The following is an 18371-nucleotide window of genomic DNA, read 5'->3' as shown; positions in this document are numbered from 1 at the left end:
ACCCTATCCATGAATAGCAGTACTAAAAGAATCGTGGATTTAATAAATCCGTAAACTGTACGGGCGGGTTTAGCAGATCAATCGGCACTTTGTAGGGGATTTGACGACAAAACCCACCCCTGCCAAATATCGAACTTATTTAATTTCCATTTCTAAACCTGTGCGTACATTTACCATGATCTGGTTGGGTCAACTGGTGTCCACGATGGGTAGCTACATGACGGAGTTTGCTCTGACCCTGTGGGCATGGGAACTGACCGGACAGGCAACTCCCCTGGCATTAGTGGGTTTTTCTGCCCAACTGCCCAAACTCGTCGTCAACCTGTTTGCCGGAATTATTGTCGATCGCCTTAACCGCAAATTCTTGATGATATTGGGAGACACCGTTGCAGCGTTGGCAACTGGGGCGATCGCCTTTCTGTTTCTCACCCATCATCTGCAACTCTGGCACCTCTACGTGACCAGTGCCGTCACAGGAAGTTTCGCCCAAATCCAACAACTCGCCTACTCGACCTCTATTTCGCTGATTGTCCCAGAACAGCACTACACTCGCGCCAACAGCATGGGGTCGATGGTGCATTATGGCTCTGCGATCGCCGCTCCTGCGTTGGCAGGCATTCTATATCCCACAATTGGATTGCTGGGACTGTTGCTGATCGATGGCGTTACCTTTGCAGTGGCGATCGCGACCTTACTCTCAATTCAGATTCCCAGAATCCAAAACAACAACAGCAACCAGCCTCCAGCCTCCATCAAACAACAGCTAGGGCTTGGCTTCCATGTCATCTGGAGCAATCCAGGTTTACGAGCATTACTGGTCACAACCGCGCTCTTTTGGTTTGCCCACGACCTAGGCGGTGCCGTCTACGACCCCATGATTCTGGCGCGAACGAATGGCAATGCCACGATTTTAGGCGGCACGGCATCAGCCGCAGGCATTGGAGGTGTGGTCGGAGCCTTAATTATCAGTACCTGGGGTGGTCCAAAACGTCACACTCATGGAATGCTCTTAGGATTCATCGGCGCAGGAGTCAGCAAAACCGTATTTGGTCTGGGGCGATCGCCCCAGGTCTGGCTTCCGGCTCAATTTTGTTCGTCGCTCAATTTTCCATTGTTAGGCAGTTCCGAGACGGCAATTTGGATGACAAACGTGCCACCTGCTCTACAGGGACGGGTTTTTGCTGCCAATGCATTAGTGATTCAAGGAGTGAGTGCGATCGCGCTTCTGATTGCCGGACCATTGAGCGATCGGATCTTTGAGCCTGCCCTTCAACAATATGGAAGCCTTATTCCGCTCTTGAGTTTCATCACAGGAACGGGTGCAGGGGCAGGTACAGCCCTTCTCTACATCATGACCTCAATCGCTCTAATCCTCGTTGGGCTGGGAGGCTTGCTCCTCGCTCCAATGCAGCAATTGTGGTCACAACGTTGACTTGTGCGGTTGAAGTCTCTGACTGAGGACACAGCCACACCCCCTTTGCCTCAACCGTCTCAACGTGACTATCGATCGCAAGAGTGAACCAGGATACACAAGAATAGATGAGATATCGAACGTCGCAACGAGTAAATTGAGCTCAACTCAAGACGAAGAAAAAGCTCATGCATGAGATGAGATAATGCAAAGATTAGCAACATCCCTACAGGTTTCTGCCCTGATTGCCTTAAGTGCATTTTCAGGTGCTTTTTTGTTTATTGCACTTGTGATGGTGAAGTTTTGGCAATCGCTGGAACCCCAACGTTTTCTGGATTGGATGACAAATGATCTGTTCTTTCTACCCAAGCTGATGGTGCCATTAAACATGGTTTCCCTACTGTTGGCGATCGCAGCTTTAGCTGTTTCCTGGAAACCCTTCCCCAATCAACGTTTGATATTAAGTTTTGGAGTGTTTCTAATCCTGATCTGCACACTCACCTTTCCGGTTTATTTTGCGGATGCCAATACAGAATTTGTTACTCAATCCATTGAGTTGTCTCAAGTAGCAACTAAACTCTCAACCTGGTCAATCTGGCACTGGGTAAGAACAGGATTAGCACTGTTAGCCGTGGGCTGTTTTGGTTGGAATGCAGTTGCAGGAGAGCAAAAACTAAGTAGTCTCTAAAAACTCTAAAAACAAGTGAGTCGTTATCTAGAGAGCTTAGGGGTTACAGCATCAGGAAAGCTCTTAAAGTTGCGGCGTACCCAATCCATGCCAACCTCGTTATTGAGCTTAATTTTTTGTGGAGTGTTCGGATAAATTTTGCTCAAAATATCAGCGTCTTGATCAACGACAACCTGCCCAAATTTGAGATACGTTTTGCCAAATACTTTGAAGACAGGATGTTTCGGCTGACCAAAGAGCAGGATATATGTTCGCGTTCGGTTTTCGGCTTCTGGCACAAAGAAATGGCATTGCACCGCTTTACCTAAAGGCATTTCGCCATACAAAAGCACCAGGCATGGGAAGTAATTCTCAAGGTGTGCTTTGATCGTGGTGGGGAGTAGAAATAAGTCAGGTTTCCTGAGTTTTTCGATCAGATGATAGGGTGCCGTGGGCATCTCATAGAAAGCCTGGGAGTGATACCCGTTGTCGATGAACTTATGGAAATGGACGTCGGTAATGCGAAATAAGTCGCGATGGGTGCCATTCTGATGATTGTAATCATGCATATTTAATAGCATGGTCAGCAGATCAGTTGCGACACTGCGATCGCCTGTATGCCCTACAAAATAGTACTCCTTCACAATCTCATTGAGCACTGTGGGAATTGCCATTTTGGGTTCGTATCCGCCATACGACCAGATGAAATCCCCTTGAATCACGAGTTCTAAGGGTTGTAATTGAGGTGATGTCTTTTTGCCTGAACCGGGTAGAACGGTACACCCAGTGGCATCAAAGGGCAACGCATGAAATGGACAGACAACCACACTTTGACCATCCTTTCGCGTTTCACACCATCCCTCTGACAGCATAGCTCCCATGTGTGGACAGGCGTTAGGCAAGGCATGGACTTCCCCCAACGAATCCTTCCACATCACATAGTCAACACCGTATAGCGAAACCCTGCACGGTTGGTTGACCTTCAGCATGGATTTATGCGCCAACAACCAAGGCGCACCGGGAAGCATTGAGCGCATAGTAGCCTCCATTGATAGAATTGTGAAAAAACTGTCACGTTTTAACCGATAACATCCAAAATATGACAGAACTTTCACGTTCGTCAAGTCTCTCAGTTGCCAATAATTTACGTCGTCAGCCCAAACAACGACGGGGCAAAGAACGAGTTGAGAAAATTCTCAATGCAGCAGCAGCAGTGTTTGATGAGGTGGGTTACGACGCTGCAACAACTCATATGATCGCTGCTAAAGCAGGAACGGCAGTTGGTTCGCTCTATCAGTTCTTTCCTGACAAAGCAGCCATTTTTAAGGCAATGGAGTTACGTCACGCCGAGCGAGTCAAAGGCTTCTGGGCGCAGGTCGATATTCCAGCTTTGGTACAACTTCCTCTACGTCAGATGATTCACCTTTTAGTAGAATCTGTGTCAGAGATCCTCGAACAACCCATATCACGAGTCGTGTTTGTGCAATTTTATTTGGCGCGTCAGATCTTTCAATCCATTGATGAGAGTATGACCCAGGATGCGATCGCCTTCATGGCAAGTATTCTCAGACATCGTAACCCTGCCCTTCCAGAGGAACAGCACTATTTGCTGGCGGAGGTTTGTGTGCATAGTAGCAATGCTCTGATCCTGGCAGCACTCCGCACACCTGACCCCGAACATCGCCAACGCTTAGCGCAGCAGATTGAAGACTTGATGGTGTCGTATTTAGAGCCGTATGTGGGCGATCGCCTGTCAGGAATTGTAATGAAAGTAATGATATGCCCTCACTGCCAATCTAACCAACTATCAAAAAATGGACATCGCCGGGGCAAGCAGTGTTATCTCTGTAAGGCTTGTGGAAAGCAATTTGTGGCTCAGTAGCCCCAGCCTTGTTCTCAATCGTCAAGCCCAAAGGACTTATCAGCAATCAGCCCAACAACTCAACTAAAGCAATGATTAAGGTACAAATTACATCCTTCTTTCTCATGGTATTGAGCCTCGTAATATTACTGTTTGCACTGGTCAGCAATCCATTCTCAATTCCATTTCAGGACTTTAACCAGATGCCGAAGGAACAGCAGGAAGATTATGTTCGCAATGCTGAGTTAATAGATGGAATCATTGTGGCTAGTTTGGGGTTGGCGACAGCCTCAACAGGTGTTTTTGTGTGTTCTTCTTACTTGATCTTTAGAGCAAAAAAGAACTCTAATTCGACTTAAATCGACAGAAAATTAACGCTAGAAATGAAGAAAATCCGTACAACGCCATCTCTATAAATTTCGGTTTCATATTTATAGATCGCTCGCGCACTTTCCCTACTACATCTATCGCCACTTCATTTAGGATAGAGGGGGTTTGGGGACTGCGTCCCAATCCAGGGGTTCCACCCCTGCACCCCGTCCTAACCCAAGTGGTTATGGCTATACATTTATCGCTCTACTTTACTGATTATGCAATTAACCATCGATATATACCCAAGCAATCAACAAATAGAAAAATAGAACCTGCATAGATCATCATACTGAGTTCTTGTTCTCGAATACTAACAATGAGAAGCTGACTAGAACTCATTGCTAAAAACACAAATCCATATCCACTCGCTTCTAGTGTTGCGAACACAAAGTTCTGCAATGTAGGGGGTTTGGGGGCTTCGCCCCCAAGAAGGGGTTTCACCCCTTCACCCCTTTCAAAACTTATTTTTTGCTGTACTAGTTTAGACGCTAGCAAGACTCCTCCAATAACTGCGCAAGCACTACTTGAAACTTTTAGAAATAAGTTGACTGAAACTCTACGCTGTGTCGGTACTCGACAGCATGAGCCTTCTTGAGGGCACATCACTCAGACTCCTTACGCTCTATTCTTATTTCATGCTTGAATTCTGTTCTAACTTTCGTGTTTACAACTGGAGTTGTAGATATAGCTTTGGTCAGAAAGCTTAAGGCAAAGGAAATGGCTCAAACCCTAATGCTGGGGAAGCTTCCTGACTCGCCTCCGCTCCATCGAGTGTTCCTGAAGTGCCTCATCATAAATATCTTGATAAGACCCTGAAAACTTGCCTCGCTGTGGATGGCATAGCCGACCAGAGCAGAGAACTTCTTGCACGAGCGATCGCAGTGCCACTTGCCGTCCTGCCGTCAGGGGAGGATGTTGTTGTGCCGAAACTGCGAGTTGCCGTAGCTTTTCATCGAATTCATCTAATCCTGTTTGATTCATGTGGAACTCTACAGGGTTTCAAAAATTGATGCAAACCTCTATTGATATCTCAGCGACAAACCCTCAGTTTTATGCAAATTCACGTTTAAGATGGGGTGAATGATTTTATGAATCAGCTTTAAGGGAGTCGAAAACCGCAAACACGACCTCCTCAGCCTGAAATCTTGCCTCGATCGCCCCCATCGCACAAACCGATATTCCACCCAATTCTGGAGCGTGAAAAACACTGGTACTGTATCCTGGACCTCCACCGTTGTGCCCTAATATAAGTCCCCAGGGGGATGCTGAATCGCCCATAAGCCCCAACCCATAACCCGGTTGCACCCAGCGTGGCGGGGCTGATGCGGGTGATTGGGTGGGACGAGGTAGCGGTACTGGTACAAGAGCCGTCATTTCCTCCAAACACTGCTGGGGAAGCAGACGACCACCAAACAACTGATGGAGAAACAGCACAATGTCAGAAGGTGTGGAGGCTACGACACCATGAGACACCCAACCAGGGTGATAAGCGTGACGGACATCCTTAGGATGGCGATCGCTCGTCAGGTCATACGATAGGGCAGGTGCGAGGGAGGATAAGTCTGCCACAGACTGCGGGACAAATGTTTGGTGTAACCCCAACGGTTGCGCAATGCGATCGGCAATGAGTTGAGCGTAGGATTCGCCAGTAACTGCTTCGGCAATGTGTTTGAGGAGCATATAGCCGGGATTGGAGTAAGCCCAACGGGTTCCGGGGGCAAAACTCAGACCCTGATCAAACGTGGCAGCCGCAAACTGTTCAAATGACCAGGGAATTGATGGAGAGGAGCGCACGCCATCCTGATAGGTCTGCAATGCACCGTAATCCGGGATACCGGATGTGTGGTTCAGGAGTTGCGTCAGAGAAATGCGATCGCTTTGAGTAATCGCCGGGAGCCAGCGTGCTAAGGGATCGTGCAGAGACAACCGCCCCTCTTCTTGCAGCAGGAGCAGCAGAGCCGCTGTAAACGTCTTGGTAATGCTGTAGGCGAGGAAGATGGGTTCGCTGGGCTGCCAGGACGGAAGCCAAACTGCTGCTGGTGAGGTATCTGGATTTATCGCGATCGCAACCCCTACATAATCGCCCTCGTTGCCCAAACGATAGAGTATTTCAAGCAACCGTTGCTTCAGGTCAACCATTCGCCCCTCCAGTCGCACTCTTATAAGCACCCCTTCAACTACTACGGACATCCTTGAGATAGTTATAGAGGCTGGAACGAGATATTCCTAGCTCTTGTGAAATGATATCTACGGCTTGTCGAAAACTAAAAACCCCAGCTTTATCGAGCGTTTGAACCAGACCTACCTTATCTTGCCGCTCCAGATGGTGAATTGGTTTTCCCAGTTCTTTGACAGCATCCCGCAGGGCAATCAAGATAAAATCTTCCGGTGATGTGGCAAAGGTTTCTAACTCTCGCTGAGGGGAGGACACCTCAGAACTGGCTAACAGGCGATTGAGTAAATCTCTGGCTTGTTGAATATTGCTAAAGTCCATGTTGATGCAGAGTGCCCCAACGATCTGCCCGGTTGCATCTCGCACCCAAACCGTTGAAGAGAAGAACTGTTTTCCGTTTGGTGTGCGGGTGTTGTAGCACAGATCATCATCGCTAAACCGCACGACATTTTCCGGAAGTAGTTCTGGGTCAGGCACCGGGGCACCAATCGATCGCCCCGTTAAATTTCCACTGATGGCAACAACACTGTGTTCAGGATGGCGCAAATCGTGGATCACGACCTCACAATTAGACCCAACGGTGGAAACAACAGCCTTCGCGATTCGGGCGAGTAGAGCAAATACTTGGGGGAGTTGATGTTCCTCAAACACAATCTGAGTTTAAGCGTCCTGGTTGAAGTAAGTATAAACGGTAAATCCAATAACAGACTATAAATCTAGATTGTGTATCTAGAATCTATATCAGTATAACGGCTATCTGTATTGATTTTTAACTATTTTGGGCTTGCGTTGCTAAAGCAGTTAGTGTAGTTTAGATTAAACTGGAAGTCTAAATTTGGACTGATATTCCAAATCTTCAGCTTGCTTTAATCCATGGGTTTTAACGATAGTCACGACTACCACTAGCCCTATGGCTACCTGATTGCGACACCTCCACCAACAGGCGATCGCTGGACAACTGCGATGAGATGGCGATGTTCAGGTGAGATCGGACGACACGCATTCAACCCCACTTGAGAACTCAGAAAACAATGAACCTCACTCGGAAAAAGTATAAATATCAGTGGTATCAAGACATCTACGAGAAAATTCCAGCTATTCTCAGCGATGCTGTCCAAATTGGAGAAGCATTAGGCTTACCTAAGTTGCAAGGTCAATTAGGGTTGTATTCCGGTGCATCATCCTGTCCAGCCAACTTGCCCGACTATGTGTTAGACGCGATCGTTGAGGCAAACCACAAACCCATTCTGCCGCTTCGCAAAGTAGAGGATGAACTGCGGGAAGTGGTGAAAGATATGTATGGCGACGCTTACGATGCAGCCGTTACCAATACCTGTGAAGCGAGCCTGCGAGTTGCGTTTGACACGCTTTGTGCGCCTCCCATGATGCGAAAAGGAGATGCCTATCGGGGGCGAGTGATTTGCCCCTACGGTGAAGACTACGAATGGGGCGCAGGCTACGGGCGGGCGTTTCCACCGCGGTACAAAAACCTGTCGATCGATCGCACCGTGACCGGGGGCGAACTGGGCGTCGAAGGCAAGAGTTTGAACAACTTAGATTCTGTCTTTGTTCGCTATGCCGGAACAACGTACGAAGTGCACGGCGTTAAGCAAAATGTGATCCCATTGATGACACGCACTGATGTAGACGGAACGTTAGAGAATATCCGCATTGCTTGCGATCGCCACGTTTCAATGTTGACAGGCTTTCACATCGTCGGCTACGACACACCGGGTTATGGGCACGGAACCCACGATGCCAATGGAGTTCCCGTTTTGTTTAAAGAAATGGGTAAACTCGCTCGGTCGTATGACGTGCCATTTATCGTGGATGCTGCCAGTTGTCTACCGGGGATCGGGTTGTCTCCGGAGCAAATCAATGCTGATGTGATGATGTGGAGCATGGACAAAGCGGGGCGATCGCCCATTGCCGGGTTAATTGTTGGCACTGAGGAATCCATGGTCACTATCCGCAAAGCTCTGGGACTAGGAGGACATCGCTTTGGGGAAGTGTCCTCCCATAGCAAAGCGGTTTATTCGATCGCAGATCCAGGACGAGATGCGGTGGTGGGCTTGACTGCTTTTCTTAAAACGCTGCGAGACACCCCAGAACGAGTCACAGATCCCATCGATCGCTATCACCAGATCATTGTGGAGGAATTCGCTGAGATGAAGCCGACTCGCTTTCGGGATAAGTTAATCATCACAAAGTCCTATCATATGGGTGGCACAGAATTAAACTATGAGCAAACCTGGGATGAAGGCGAGTTTGGCATTCCCCTCTTCACCATCGAAGACTTGTACGCCAACACCAATGCGATCGATCTCGCCATCTCTGCCATGGGCGTTTCACCTGCCACGATTTACAGCGGCAATATGTTTCTCGGTCCTGGGTTGGGCTTGCTCAACCGGCAAGGTGAATTGATTGAAGAGTATGCGCGGTTAGCCGTCAAAGCTCTCGTTAAATCAGTAGAGCTTGTTTGTCAGTATGCAGGTTTAGGTGACTGACCTGGTTTTTAGAGTTTTTGTCCAATTCAAATCATTTTCACAGGAGATCAAACCATGAAAAGACGAATTGTTGTTGGTTTTTCAGCTTCATTGGCGATCGCCACTTTGTTAGGCTGTGCTAGCACGCCACAAGCAACGACCGAAACACCGACTGAAGCTACAAGTGAGCCATCCGAAGTGCTACGAGTGGGGAGCGAAGGTGATTATCCACCCTTTAGCCAGCAGAATCCCGATGGAACGTTGAGCGGGTTTGACATTGATATCGCCAATGCCCTGTGTGAGAAGATGCAGGTGAAGTGCGAGTTCGTCGTTAATGAATGGCCTACGATTATTCCCAGTCTCAACGCGGGTAAGTACGATGTGATCATCTCCTCCATGTCCATCAACGACGAGCGCAGGCAACAAGTCCTGTTTACACAGCCCTACTATAAATCGGGCTATGCCTTCATTGCGCCCAAAGATGTCACGTTTGAGTTAACAGAAGCAGGGCTAGCCGATAAAACCATCTGTGTGTTTAAGAACTCGATTGGCAATCCGTGGATTGAGCAAACTTCTCCACAGGCACAACTGTTGCAATATGACGACACGCAGACCTTGAGGACTGACTTTTTTGCCGGACGCTGTGATGCCGCTTTTGACACGAAGTTATCCATGCAAGGCATCCTGGATGCGGAGGGTGGTGAAGATTATCACTTTGTCGGCGAAGAATTGAAAGAACCCATCTTTGGTGAGGGGGCTGGAATTGCCGTTCGCAAAGACGATCAAGCCCTAGCCGATCGCCTCAATCAGGCTATTGATGAACTCTATACCGATGGCACCTTTCAAGAAATTAACAACAAGTATTTTCCCTTCTACATTGGTGCAAAATAGTGCGTATTTCAGCTCCTTACAAATAGTTTGAAATCGCTATAGTTCAACAAAACACCCTAAACTATGACTGACTTGAAGACAGAGATTTTGCTGGCGGAGCAGCGAATCCGACCCTATGTGCGTCAAACGTTCCTAGAACAGTCTCCCATCTTCTCGCAGATGACAAACTGTTCTGTGTTTTTCAAACTCGAAAATTTGCAGTACACAGGATCATTTAAGGTACGCGGAGCAACGAATAAATTGCTTTCGTTGTCAGCCGAGCAGCGATCGCAAGGCATTGTTGTTGCGTCTTCTGGCAATCATGGTGCAGCAACCGCATTTGCCTTACGTCAAGTTCAAGGTAGTGGCATCGTTTTTGTTCCACAAACGGCATCTCCAACCAAGGTTGAAGCCATCCGTCGGTTAGGAGCAGAAGTCCGATTTCAGGGTGACGATGCTGCACTAACCGAGGGATATGCACGCGAGTATGCCGACCAAAATGGCATGGTTTATATCTCTCCTTATAACGATTTGCAGGTCATTGCAGGTCAGGGCACGATCGCCGTTGAGCTCATAAACCAGTTAGAGCAAATGGATGCTGTATTCGTTTCAGTGGGTGGAGGTGGATTAATTTCAGGGATAGCCGGTTTTCTCAAAGCCATGTCTCCTCGTATCCAGATCATCGGCTGTCTGCCGCAAAACTCCCCTGTTATGGCGGAATCTGTCAAAGCTAACCAAATTCTCGATTTACCCGTGCTGCCAACCTTATCGGATGGAACAGCAGGTGGGATTGAGCCAGGAGCGATTACCTTTGAGTTTTGTCGAACACTGGTCGATCAATTTGTGCTAGTGACAGAAGCAGAAATTAGCGCAGCGATGCGATTGTTTATGGAAACTCATCATCAACTCATTGAAGGGGCAGCGGCTGTAGCAATAGCGGCTCTACTGCAAGCGAGCGAGGCATTTCAGCATCAAACCGTTGCAGTCGTCTTGTGCGGTGCAAATATTGATCTGGCAAAACTGAAAGGAATTTTGTAATCCATTCTCCAACCCTGGATTCTTTGACTATGTTGAATTTGGAACTGTTTGCCTGGGGCGATACGGGATGGGGAGATGAATTGGTGCGGGGAATTGGTGTGACTTGCCAACTTGCCGTTCTGTCTTACCTACTGGGAATTGCAATTGGTTTAGGGGGGGCGATCGCCCGTCTATCCCGTAATCGAGTCCTGGTAGCGGGTGTTAAATTCTATCGATTGATTTTCTGCTCATTCCCGGACTTATTAGTCATTACATTGATCTTCTTTGGAGGGTCGCAATTCATTCGATTGATTCTTTCACCCTTTGGGTTCAAAAGATACGTTGAATTTAATGCATTCACATCCGGTGTGATCGCATTGGGATTGGTGACAGGAGCCTACGCGATCGATGTTATTCGTGGGGCAATTCAAGCGGTTCCCACGGGGCAATGGGAAGCGGCTAGAGCGTTAGGATTTTCTCAACGAACGGTGTTTCCTGTCGTTATTCTGCCCCAAGCCTTACGACTGGCACTTCCTGGTCTAGACAACTTGTGGGTCGGCAACTTACAGTCAACGGCTCTGGTGTCCGTGCTGGGGTTAGACGATCTCGTTCGAGTGGCAGGCTTAGCAGGTGCATCCAGCCAGCAGTCCACGTTGTTTTACGGATTTGTGGCGATGGCTTACCTCGGACTGAAAGTACTCTCCAGTTATGGAATGAAACTGATTCGTCGCTGGGTCGATCGCGGAGTTTTGAGTGAACAGAGCCAGTTCCGTAATTCCAAAAGAAACCTAGTTCATCATGCTTGATACCTTGTTTCACCTCTTGCCACGCTTGTTAGCTGGTTTTTGGGTAACGATTGAATTACTCGTTTTATCTGCACTGGGAGGAGTGTGTGTTGGTGCTGCAATGGCATTAGCTGGTATAGCCGATTGCCGTCTTTTACGCTCTATTTCTGAGTCGTATCGAGCTATTTTTCGTAGCATTCCAGGGTTAGTCGTGTTGTACTTCATCTACTACGGCATCGCTCAATTAGAGATAGTGCGATCGAGCTTGCTGTGGGTGGTCTTTAAACAAGCCCATTGGTGTGCCTGGTTAGCATTGAGCATCAACCATGGTGCGTTTACCGCAGAATTATTGTGTGGGGCGTTAAGGGCTGTTCCTCAAGATTATCTACAAGCGAGTGCAGCCCTGGGTCTACGTCCCCTCAAGACTCTGTGGCTCATTCGGATGCCGATCGCTCTCCGACTTGTTCTCCCAGCCTACACAACGGAACTGATATTTCTAACCAAGACAACTTCTATTGTGAGTACAATTACTATTCTCGATTTGCTGGGAACGGCAGACATTATTTATAAAGAAACCTTTGATCCATTTGTGCCCCTTGTGACCGCTGGATTACTGTACTTGTTACTCATTTCTGTCATCACCCACGTATCAACTCTGATCGAATCCCGTGTCTTTCGTTATCCCAATATTTAACATTAAGTCTTTAAAACCTGCTTGAAATAACGACATCGAAGGAGCATGAACGTTGACTAAAATTATCGAATTATCAACCATTAAGCAAATACTCGAAACGCTTGATCCGGTGAGTTTAATCGAAGATGGCTTCGTTGCCTATTCTCAGGGAAAAGCTGTCGTTCCTCCGGTTGGAGAACTGCTATTCGATCATCCTCCGGGTGATGTGCATATTAAATATGGTTATCTCATTGGAGATGATTATTACGTCATTAAAGTTGCATCTGGTTTTTATGAAAATGTTGATCAGGGTTTACCTGCTAACTCTGGTTTAATGTTGCTGTTTGATCAAAAAACAGGAACTCTGAAAAGCATTTTGTTGGATGAAGGATATTTAACAAACGTCAGAACAGCAATGGCTGGGGCGATCGCTGCTAAGTATCTCGCACCTCGTCAGGTAGAGGCGATCGGCGTTTTAGGGACGGGCATTCAGGCAAGAATGCAGGTGCAGTATCTGCAACCTCATATCTCGTGTCGCAATATAGTCGTCTGGGGACGCACTCCATCCCGACTTGATGCTTACAAAGCAGATATGGAGATGAGAGGCTATGTTGTCAGAACGACAAGTGATCCAGCCGAAGTAGCTGCCCTTTGTCATCTCATCATTACCACAACGCCCAGCAGCCAACCGCTTCTATCTGCCGCCCAGATTCGTCCGGGCACCCACATTACAGCGATGGGATCAGATACACCAGAGAAGAATGAGCTAGCTCCCGATGTGTTGCAAAAAGCAGATCAGGTTGTCGTAGATAGCCTCAGCCAATGCCGAGAACGGGGGGAACTGCATCACGCCTTAGCCGCAGGAGTCATTGACGAAACACAGGTGGTAGAACTGGGACAAGTCATTGTCGATCCGACACTACACCGCAACTCTGACACGCAGATTACCGTTGTTGATCTGACAGGAGTTGCTGTGCAGGATATTCAAATTGCGAAAGCCGTCTTTCAAGCGGCGATGGGTCACAGTTGATAGGTTATAGCCATGGACTTTGATATATTTCAACTTGAGCGCAATCAATCGCTGTATGAAAATCAGGTGGAATATAACCTGACCGAAAGTGGAGTTCATCCCTGCACACTACGCGAACTATTGGATGATGAGGCGATCGCCCAGTTATTGGATACGCCATTGGGCTACGGGTACACCGAAGGGAGCCCGCAACTGCGACAAGCGGTTAGCCAGTGGTATCCAGGGTCTAGCCCCGATAACATTCTCATTACCCATGGTTCTTCAGAAGCAAACCTGGTTGCTGCCTGGAGCCTCTTATCGCCTGGGGATGAACTGATTTTCGTCATCCCTAACTTTATGCAGTTGTGGGGACTGGCGCGATCGCTGGGTGTCGCTGTCAAGACGATCGCGTTACAGGAGGAAAATGGTTGGCAACTTGACCTCGATGAGTTGCGCCGTTTGCTTACACCTCAAACCAAAATGATCGCCTTCTCTAATCCCAACAACCCGACAGGAAAGGTCTTTAGCGAAGCGGTTATGCAAGAACTGGTGGCGATCGCCCAGGAGAACGACATTTATCTCCTCGCTGACGAGATCTATCGGGGTGCTGAACTGAATGGCAATGAGACACCAACCTTTTATGGCAGGTACAACAAGGTCATCGTCGTATCAGGTGTTGCTAAATCTCTCGCTCATCCCGGCTTGAGAATTGGCTGGTTAGTCGCACCAGAGCCTCTGATTAACAGCGCGATGCAGCGGCAAGACTATACCACAATCGGCACAGGTATCCTTAACCAACGAGTAGCAGAAGCCATCCTACAACCTGCAATGCGGCGAAAATTGCTCAATCGCAGCCACCACATTCTCAGTCAAAATCTCACAATCTTAGATGCGTGGGTTAACCAGCATTCAAACGCATTGAGCTACCATCCACCCCAGGCGGGTGGCATGGCTTTTATCCGATACTCCTTCGCCATTAATTCATCCGACCTCTCGCGCCAATTGCGAGAGAAACAGAGTGTGTTTGTCGTGGCAGGAGATTGGTTTGGCTTAGATCGTTATATCCGTGTCGGGATTGGATCAACTCCTCGATATCTGACAGAAGCCCTTCAACGAATTGATACTTTACTCCATACACTTAATCAAGTCTGAATGACTGCGAATGGTACGGGTGAGTTTAGCAGGCAACACTTGATTTAGCAAGGTTAAACGACAAGACTCATTCCTACAGTCAGCATGGCTCATTCAACAGGTTTACACAACTACGATGTCATAGATAGGGTCGTCAGGAGCAAAGAGACATACGAGTCGTAGCAAATACTAAATTTATATTTCTTTACCACGCTTGAGGACTCGCCTAAGTACTTGGAAGGATGTTTCTTATCATTCACCGTTCAAGGATAGAGATATGAGTTTAAGACGCTAAATCTCTATCTAGAATATTCCTATGTCACCTGGTGTATTAATTCTGATTGCAGCATTAGGCATTGCACTGCTGCTGTTTTTAGTCATCAAAGTTCGTTTACAGGCATTTCTTGCTCTCCTCATTGCCAGTTTGTTTGTAGCGATCGCCGCTGGGATTCCCCTTCAAGACATTCCCCAAACCATTCAAGATGGTATGGGCAGTACATTAGGCTTCATTGCCATTGTGGTTGGTATTGGTACCATGTTTGGCGAAATATTGCGAGTGTCTGGGGGGGCTGAACGGTTAGCCACTACACTCGTTGGTAAATTTGGTGAAGACAAGGCACCCTGGGCATTAGGGTTGACGGGGTTAATTGTATCAATTCCTGTTTTCTTTGATGTAGGGTTGATCATTCTGATTCCATTGGTCTACAGCTTGACACAACGGACGGGGCGATCGCTGCTTTATTATGCGCTTCCCTTAGCTGCCGGATTGGCGATCGGGCACAGCTACATTCCCCCCACACCGGGTCCAGTAGCCGTGGCATCTTTGCTGGGAGCCGATTTGGGTTGGGTGATTCTATTTGGTGTGATTGCTGGTTTTCCAGCGATGGTGATTGGCGGGATCTTCTTTGGCAGATACATTGCCAGTCAGATCAACGCTCAGGTGCCTGAGTATATGTTGTTAGAAAACCATGCCTCAGCGAATTTGGATGATGATGAGGAAGACAATCCCCATCGTTCTCACACTGCCCCGGATGCACAAAACCCGCCAGCAGGCACCGTTGCCACTCAAGAACGAGTGGATGTTGAGCCTCAAATCGACGTTGCACCTCAAAAGCCTTCTTCCATACCAAGTTTTGGGGTTGTCTTGGGGCTAATCTGCATTCCCTTAGTGCTAATCCTGCTGAATACGGTTTCGTCCGTTGTGTTTGAGGAAGGTGACCCCATTCGCAACTTCTTGAGCTTTTTAGGGCATCCATTCTCGGCATTGCTGATCGCAACCTTACTCTCTTTCTACTTGCTCGGAAAACGGCAAGGAATGTCCCGACGTGACATTCAGGATATCGCCACAAAATCCTTAGAACCTGTAGGACTGATTATCCTGGTGACGGGAGCAGGGGGTGTATTTGGCAAAACTCTGGTGGCGACAGGGGTCGGTGAGGCATTGGCAAACGCCATGGCAGCAACCAATCTGCCGCTGATTGCCCTGGCATTCCTGATTGCAACTGCGGTTCGAGTGTCGCAAGGGTCAGCTACCGTAGCCATGGTGACAACCGCTGGACTGGTTGCGCCTGTGGTGCAGTCTGCCAACCTGACAGGACCCATTTTAGGGCTGATCACCATTGCGATCGCCTCTGGGGCTACCGTTCTCTCTCACGTTAACGACTCTGGTTTCTGGTTGGTCAGTCGATACTTAGGCATCTCTGAGAAAAACACACTGCGTTCCTGGACGGTTATGGAAACCATTTTGGGCGGGGTGGGGTTCTTAGTGGTATTGATTATTAGCTTCTTTGTTTGATATGAGTGACTACTTTATTGGGGTTGATATTGGCACTACCAGTACCAAAGCCATTGTTTTTTCTACCAAGGGTGAAGTCAAAGGCACGGGAAATCAGGGCTATCCACTGTTGGTGCCTCAACCGGGATGGGCAGAGCAAGACCCAACGGCTATTCTCACAGCGGCGATCGCCGCCATTCGAGATGCCATAGATCAGTCAGGTGTATCAAAATCGCATATTGCCGCCGTTAGCTTTAGTGGGGCGATGCATAGTGTGATTGCAATCGATGCGAATGGGAATCCGCTGCATAATGCTGTTATTTGGGCAGATAATCGCAGCGTCACTCAAACGATGCGGTTAAAACAAAATGGTGGACATTCCCTATATCTCCAGACGGGCACTCCCATTCACCCCATGTCGCCACTCCCTAAACTGATGTGGATGCGGGAGGAAAACTCAGAGATTTTTCAACGAGCAGTGCGGTTTATCTCGATTAAGGAATATGTTCTCTTTCAATTGCTAAACCGCTTTGTCGTCGATTACTCGATCGCCTCTGCGACTGGGTTAATGAATCTGGAGCGGCTCCAGTGGGATGAAACTGCACTCGCAACCGCAGGCATTCGGGCTGACCAACTGAGTGAGTTGGTGCCTACCACTCACGTTTTGCGCGGCATCAAGCCAGAATATGCAGAAGCCATGGGGCTTGCGCCTGACACGCCAATCGTCGTGGGAGCAAACGACGGTTGTCTCGCCAATTTGGGAGTTGGGGCGATCGCCCCGCATCAGATCGCCGTCACCATTGGCACCAGTAGTGCTGTTCGTGCTGTGATTCCTAAACCCATGACGGATGAGAAGGGGCGAACGTTTTGCTATGCCCTGACCGAGCATCACTGGGTTATTGGAGGACCGTCCAATAACGGTGGAATTGTTTTACGCTGGCTCCGCGATAACTTTTGCCAGTTGGAGGTGGAGCAAGCCAAACAGCAGGGCATCGATCCCTATGATGTGATGGTGCGATCGGCAATGCAAATTGCTCCCGGTGCTGAAGGACTGATCTGCTTGCCCTTCTTATCTGGGGAACGAGCACCCTACTGGAACCCGAATGCACGCGGCATTTTCTTTGGGGTGAGCTTGCATCATCACAAAGCCCACTTTATCCGGTCGGTGCTGGAAGGCGTGTTGTTTGCGGTTTACAGCATCACGTTGGCACTGCGAGATTTAGCTGGAACAGCCCAAGAAATTCGGGCATCGGGTGGGTTTGCGCGCTCCGCCCCCTGGCGACAAATGACAGCCGATATCTTTGGTTCTGAGGTGTTGGTGCCTCAGGTATACGAAGGCAGTGCATTTGGGGCAGCGGCGTTAGGGATGTATGCCGTACAAGCTATTTCTGATTTAGAAGAGGTACAGAACCTGATCCAAATTGGCGATCGCCACTCTCCTGATCTGGATGTGTTCAAGACCTACAACTATTTGTTCTCTGTTTACGAACGAGTGTATGCGGGTGTTGTGGACGAATTTGCTACGCTGGCGGAATTTCAGCGGGAGGAGTGACCCCTTGAATGGCATTGGAAACGGTTGAAAGTGCCACTCTACCGTGTCCCTGATCCCTGGGTTCGATCGGGTCCACCAATGGTGTCCGGAGGGGTATAGTTCTTGCTGAGTCGATTTTTCTGCGATAGCTCTGTGACGGCAGCGAGGGGATCAACGTGAGCAAGGGCTGTTTGCTGCCACGCTATGAGAAACCACGTTAGCAGCGTTGGTAGAATTGCAAGCCTAGTAATTATACGGTGCAACGGCATGATGGATGGAGGATAGTAGATGCTAGATGAAATTGATGATCTATCCGTAGAAGTTAGGAGAAGCAATTGCCTGTAGAGCGATCGCTAAATCGGTCTTCTATCAGGGAATTGTGCTCCGGATAACAGTTTGTTTAAAGCGTGTCAACAGAGTCTTAACTTATATAGAATACCTTGCCCACAATTTGAATCTACGCCTTCATCTTGTCTTCATATACGGCACGACGCCTCTAGATATACATTTATCATCCAGCGTCGCTTCTAGCAGGGGGGCGAGGGGTGAGGGCAACCCCTTCTGGATGATGCGAAGCCTGCGTTGCAGCGAAACAACCTGAAAAGCCGCAC

Annotated in this window: 18 protein-coding genes and 2 pseudogenes; 14 read left to right on the top strand and 6 right to left on the bottom strand. The window is 48.4% G+C overall.

The window, feature by feature from the left end; translation table 11 throughout:
* The first annotated feature begins 160 nt into the window (after window positions 1–160).
* Together H6G89_RS19190 and H6G89_RS19185 are read left to right on the top strand one after the other, a co-directional pair.
* On the top strand, window positions 161–1432 hold the full coding sequence (locus tag H6G89_RS19190; protein WP_190509356.1) for an MFS transporter: 1272 nt from the start codon (window positions 161–163) through the stop codon (window positions 1430–1432).
* A 184-nt stretch (window positions 1433–1616) separates the two neighbouring features.
* A complete protein-coding gene (locus tag H6G89_RS19185) occupies window positions 1617–2099 on the top strand; it encodes an anthrone oxygenase family protein (protein WP_190509354.1) in 483 nt (160 codons plus the stop codon).
* A 23-nt stretch (window positions 2100–2122) separates the two neighbouring features.
* Here the strand turns inward: H6G89_RS19185 and H6G89_RS19180 are convergent, their stop codons facing one another.
* Window positions 2123–3115, bottom strand: coding sequence for a Rieske 2Fe-2S domain-containing protein (locus H6G89_RS19180; protein WP_190509352.1), 993 nt, complete (start codon window positions 3113–3115; stop codon window positions 2123–2125).
* Between the two features lie 62 nt (window positions 3116–3177).
* Between H6G89_RS19180 and H6G89_RS35120 the strand changes: the two are divergent.
* From H6G89_RS35120 to H6G89_RS19170, 3 genes and pseudogenes are all read left to right on the top strand, one after another.
* Window positions 3178–3795 (top strand): annotated as a pseudogene (locus H6G89_RS35120) (TetR/AcrR family transcriptional regulator); the annotation flags it as partial.
* Window positions 3796–3852: 57 nt separating this feature from the next.
* Window positions 3853–3951 (top strand): annotated as a pseudogene (locus tag H6G89_RS35115) (transposase-like zinc-binding domain-containing protein); the annotation flags it as partial.
* Window positions 3933–4298: a hypothetical protein gene (locus H6G89_RS19170; protein WP_190509349.1), complete on the top strand. Its 366-nt coding sequence runs from the start codon at window positions 3933–3935 to the stop codon at window positions 4296–4298. The pseudogene H6G89_RS35115 and the gene H6G89_RS19170, both read left to right, overlap by 19 nt.
* A 742-nt stretch (window positions 4299–5040) precedes the next feature.
* Here H6G89_RS19170 and H6G89_RS19165 read toward each other — a convergent pair.
* The 4 genes from H6G89_RS19165 to H6G89_RS35780 all read right to left on the bottom strand — a co-directional run bounded on the left by H6G89_RS19165 (window position 5041) and on the right by H6G89_RS35780 (window position 7487).
* The gene (locus tag H6G89_RS19165; protein WP_190509347.1) at window positions 5041–5292 is read right to left on the bottom strand and encodes a hypothetical protein; all 252 of its coding nucleotides are present in this window, start codon (window positions 5290–5292) and stop codon (window positions 5041–5043) included.
* 105 nt (window positions 5293–5397) lie between these two features.
* On the bottom strand, window positions 5398–6450 hold the full coding sequence (locus tag H6G89_RS19160; RefSeq protein ID WP_190509345.1) for a serine hydrolase domain-containing protein: 1053 nt from the start codon (window positions 6448–6450) through the stop codon (window positions 5398–5400).
* 34 nt (window positions 6451–6484) lie between these two features.
* The gene (locus H6G89_RS36260) at window positions 6485–7135 is read right to left on the bottom strand and encodes a helix-turn-helix transcriptional regulator (RefSeq protein ID WP_190509342.1); all 651 of its coding nucleotides are present in this window, start codon (window positions 7133–7135) and stop codon (window positions 6485–6487) included.
* Window positions 7136–7364: 229 nt separating this feature from the next.
* Complete coding sequence (locus H6G89_RS35780) at window positions 7365–7487, bottom strand: hypothetical protein (protein ID WP_255519454.1); 123 nt, start codon at window positions 7485–7487, stop codon at window positions 7365–7367.
* A 28-nt stretch (window positions 7488–7515) separates the two neighbouring features.
* Here H6G89_RS35780 and H6G89_RS19150 point away from each other — a divergent pair, with 28 nt between their 5' ends.
* From H6G89_RS19150 to H6G89_RS19110, 9 genes are all read left to right on the top strand, one after another.
* Window positions 7516–8991 carry a hypothetical protein gene (locus H6G89_RS19150; RefSeq protein WP_190509340.1) on the top strand — a complete coding sequence of 492 codons (1476 nt, stop codon included), beginning with the start codon at window positions 7516–7518 and terminating at the stop codon, window positions 8989–8991.
* A 54-nt stretch (window positions 8992–9045) separates the two neighbouring features.
* The gene (locus H6G89_RS19145) at window positions 9046–9861 is read left to right on the top strand and encodes a transporter substrate-binding domain-containing protein (RefSeq protein ID WP_190509338.1); all 816 of its coding nucleotides are present in this window, start codon (window positions 9046–9048) and stop codon (window positions 9859–9861) included.
* A 63-nt stretch (window positions 9862–9924) separates the two neighbouring features.
* Window positions 9925–10878, top strand: coding sequence for a threonine/serine dehydratase (locus tag H6G89_RS19140; protein ID WP_190509336.1), 954 nt, complete (start codon window positions 9925–9927; stop codon window positions 10876–10878).
* 29 nt (window positions 10879–10907) lie between these two features.
* A complete protein-coding gene (locus tag H6G89_RS19135) occupies window positions 10908–11663 on the top strand; it encodes an ABC transporter permease (RefSeq protein ID WP_190509335.1) in 756 nt (251 codons plus the stop codon).
* Entirely contained in the window at window positions 11656–12336 is a 681-nt protein-coding gene (locus H6G89_RS19130) for an ABC transporter permease subunit (protein WP_190509331.1), read from the top strand. The genes H6G89_RS19135 and H6G89_RS19130 overlap by 8 nt, the downstream gene beginning before the upstream one ends.
* A gap of 52 nt (window positions 12337–12388) precedes the next feature.
* Window positions 12389–13345 (top strand): ornithine cyclodeaminase family protein, encoded by a 957-nt coding sequence (locus H6G89_RS19125; protein WP_190509329.1) that lies wholly within the window; start codon window positions 12389–12391, stop codon window positions 13343–13345.
* A 12-nt stretch (window positions 13346–13357) separates the two neighbouring features.
* Window positions 13358–14476 carry an aminotransferase class I/II-fold pyridoxal phosphate-dependent enzyme gene (locus tag H6G89_RS19120; RefSeq protein ID WP_190509327.1) on the top strand — a complete coding sequence of 373 codons (1119 nt, stop codon included), beginning with the start codon at window positions 13358–13360 and terminating at the stop codon, window positions 14474–14476.
* 295 nt (window positions 14477–14771) lie between these two features.
* Window positions 14772–16250: a GntP family permease gene (locus H6G89_RS19115; protein WP_190509324.1), complete on the top strand. Its 1479-nt coding sequence runs from the start codon at window positions 14772–14774 to the stop codon at window positions 16248–16250.
* Between the two features lies 1 nt (window position 16251).
* Window positions 16252–17781, top strand: a complete 1530-nt coding sequence (locus tag H6G89_RS19110) for a gluconokinase (protein ID WP_190509322.1) — start codon at window positions 16252–16254, stop codon at window positions 17779–17781.
* A gap of 38 nt (window positions 17782–17819) precedes the next feature.
* Here the strand turns inward: H6G89_RS19110 and H6G89_RS19105 are convergent, their stop codons facing one another.
* Window positions 17820–18029, bottom strand: coding sequence for a hypothetical protein (locus H6G89_RS19105; protein ID WP_190509319.1), 210 nt, complete (start codon window positions 18027–18029; stop codon window positions 17820–17822).
* Window positions 18030–18371: the final 342 nt, after the last annotated feature.

The sequence above is a fragment of the Oscillatoria sp. FACHB-1407 genome (assembly GCF_014697545.1).
Taxonomy (GTDB): Bacteria; Cyanobacteriota; Cyanobacteriia; order Elainellales; family Elainellaceae; genus FACHB-1407.
This window is presented reverse-complemented; position numbering and strand designations above follow the sequence as displayed.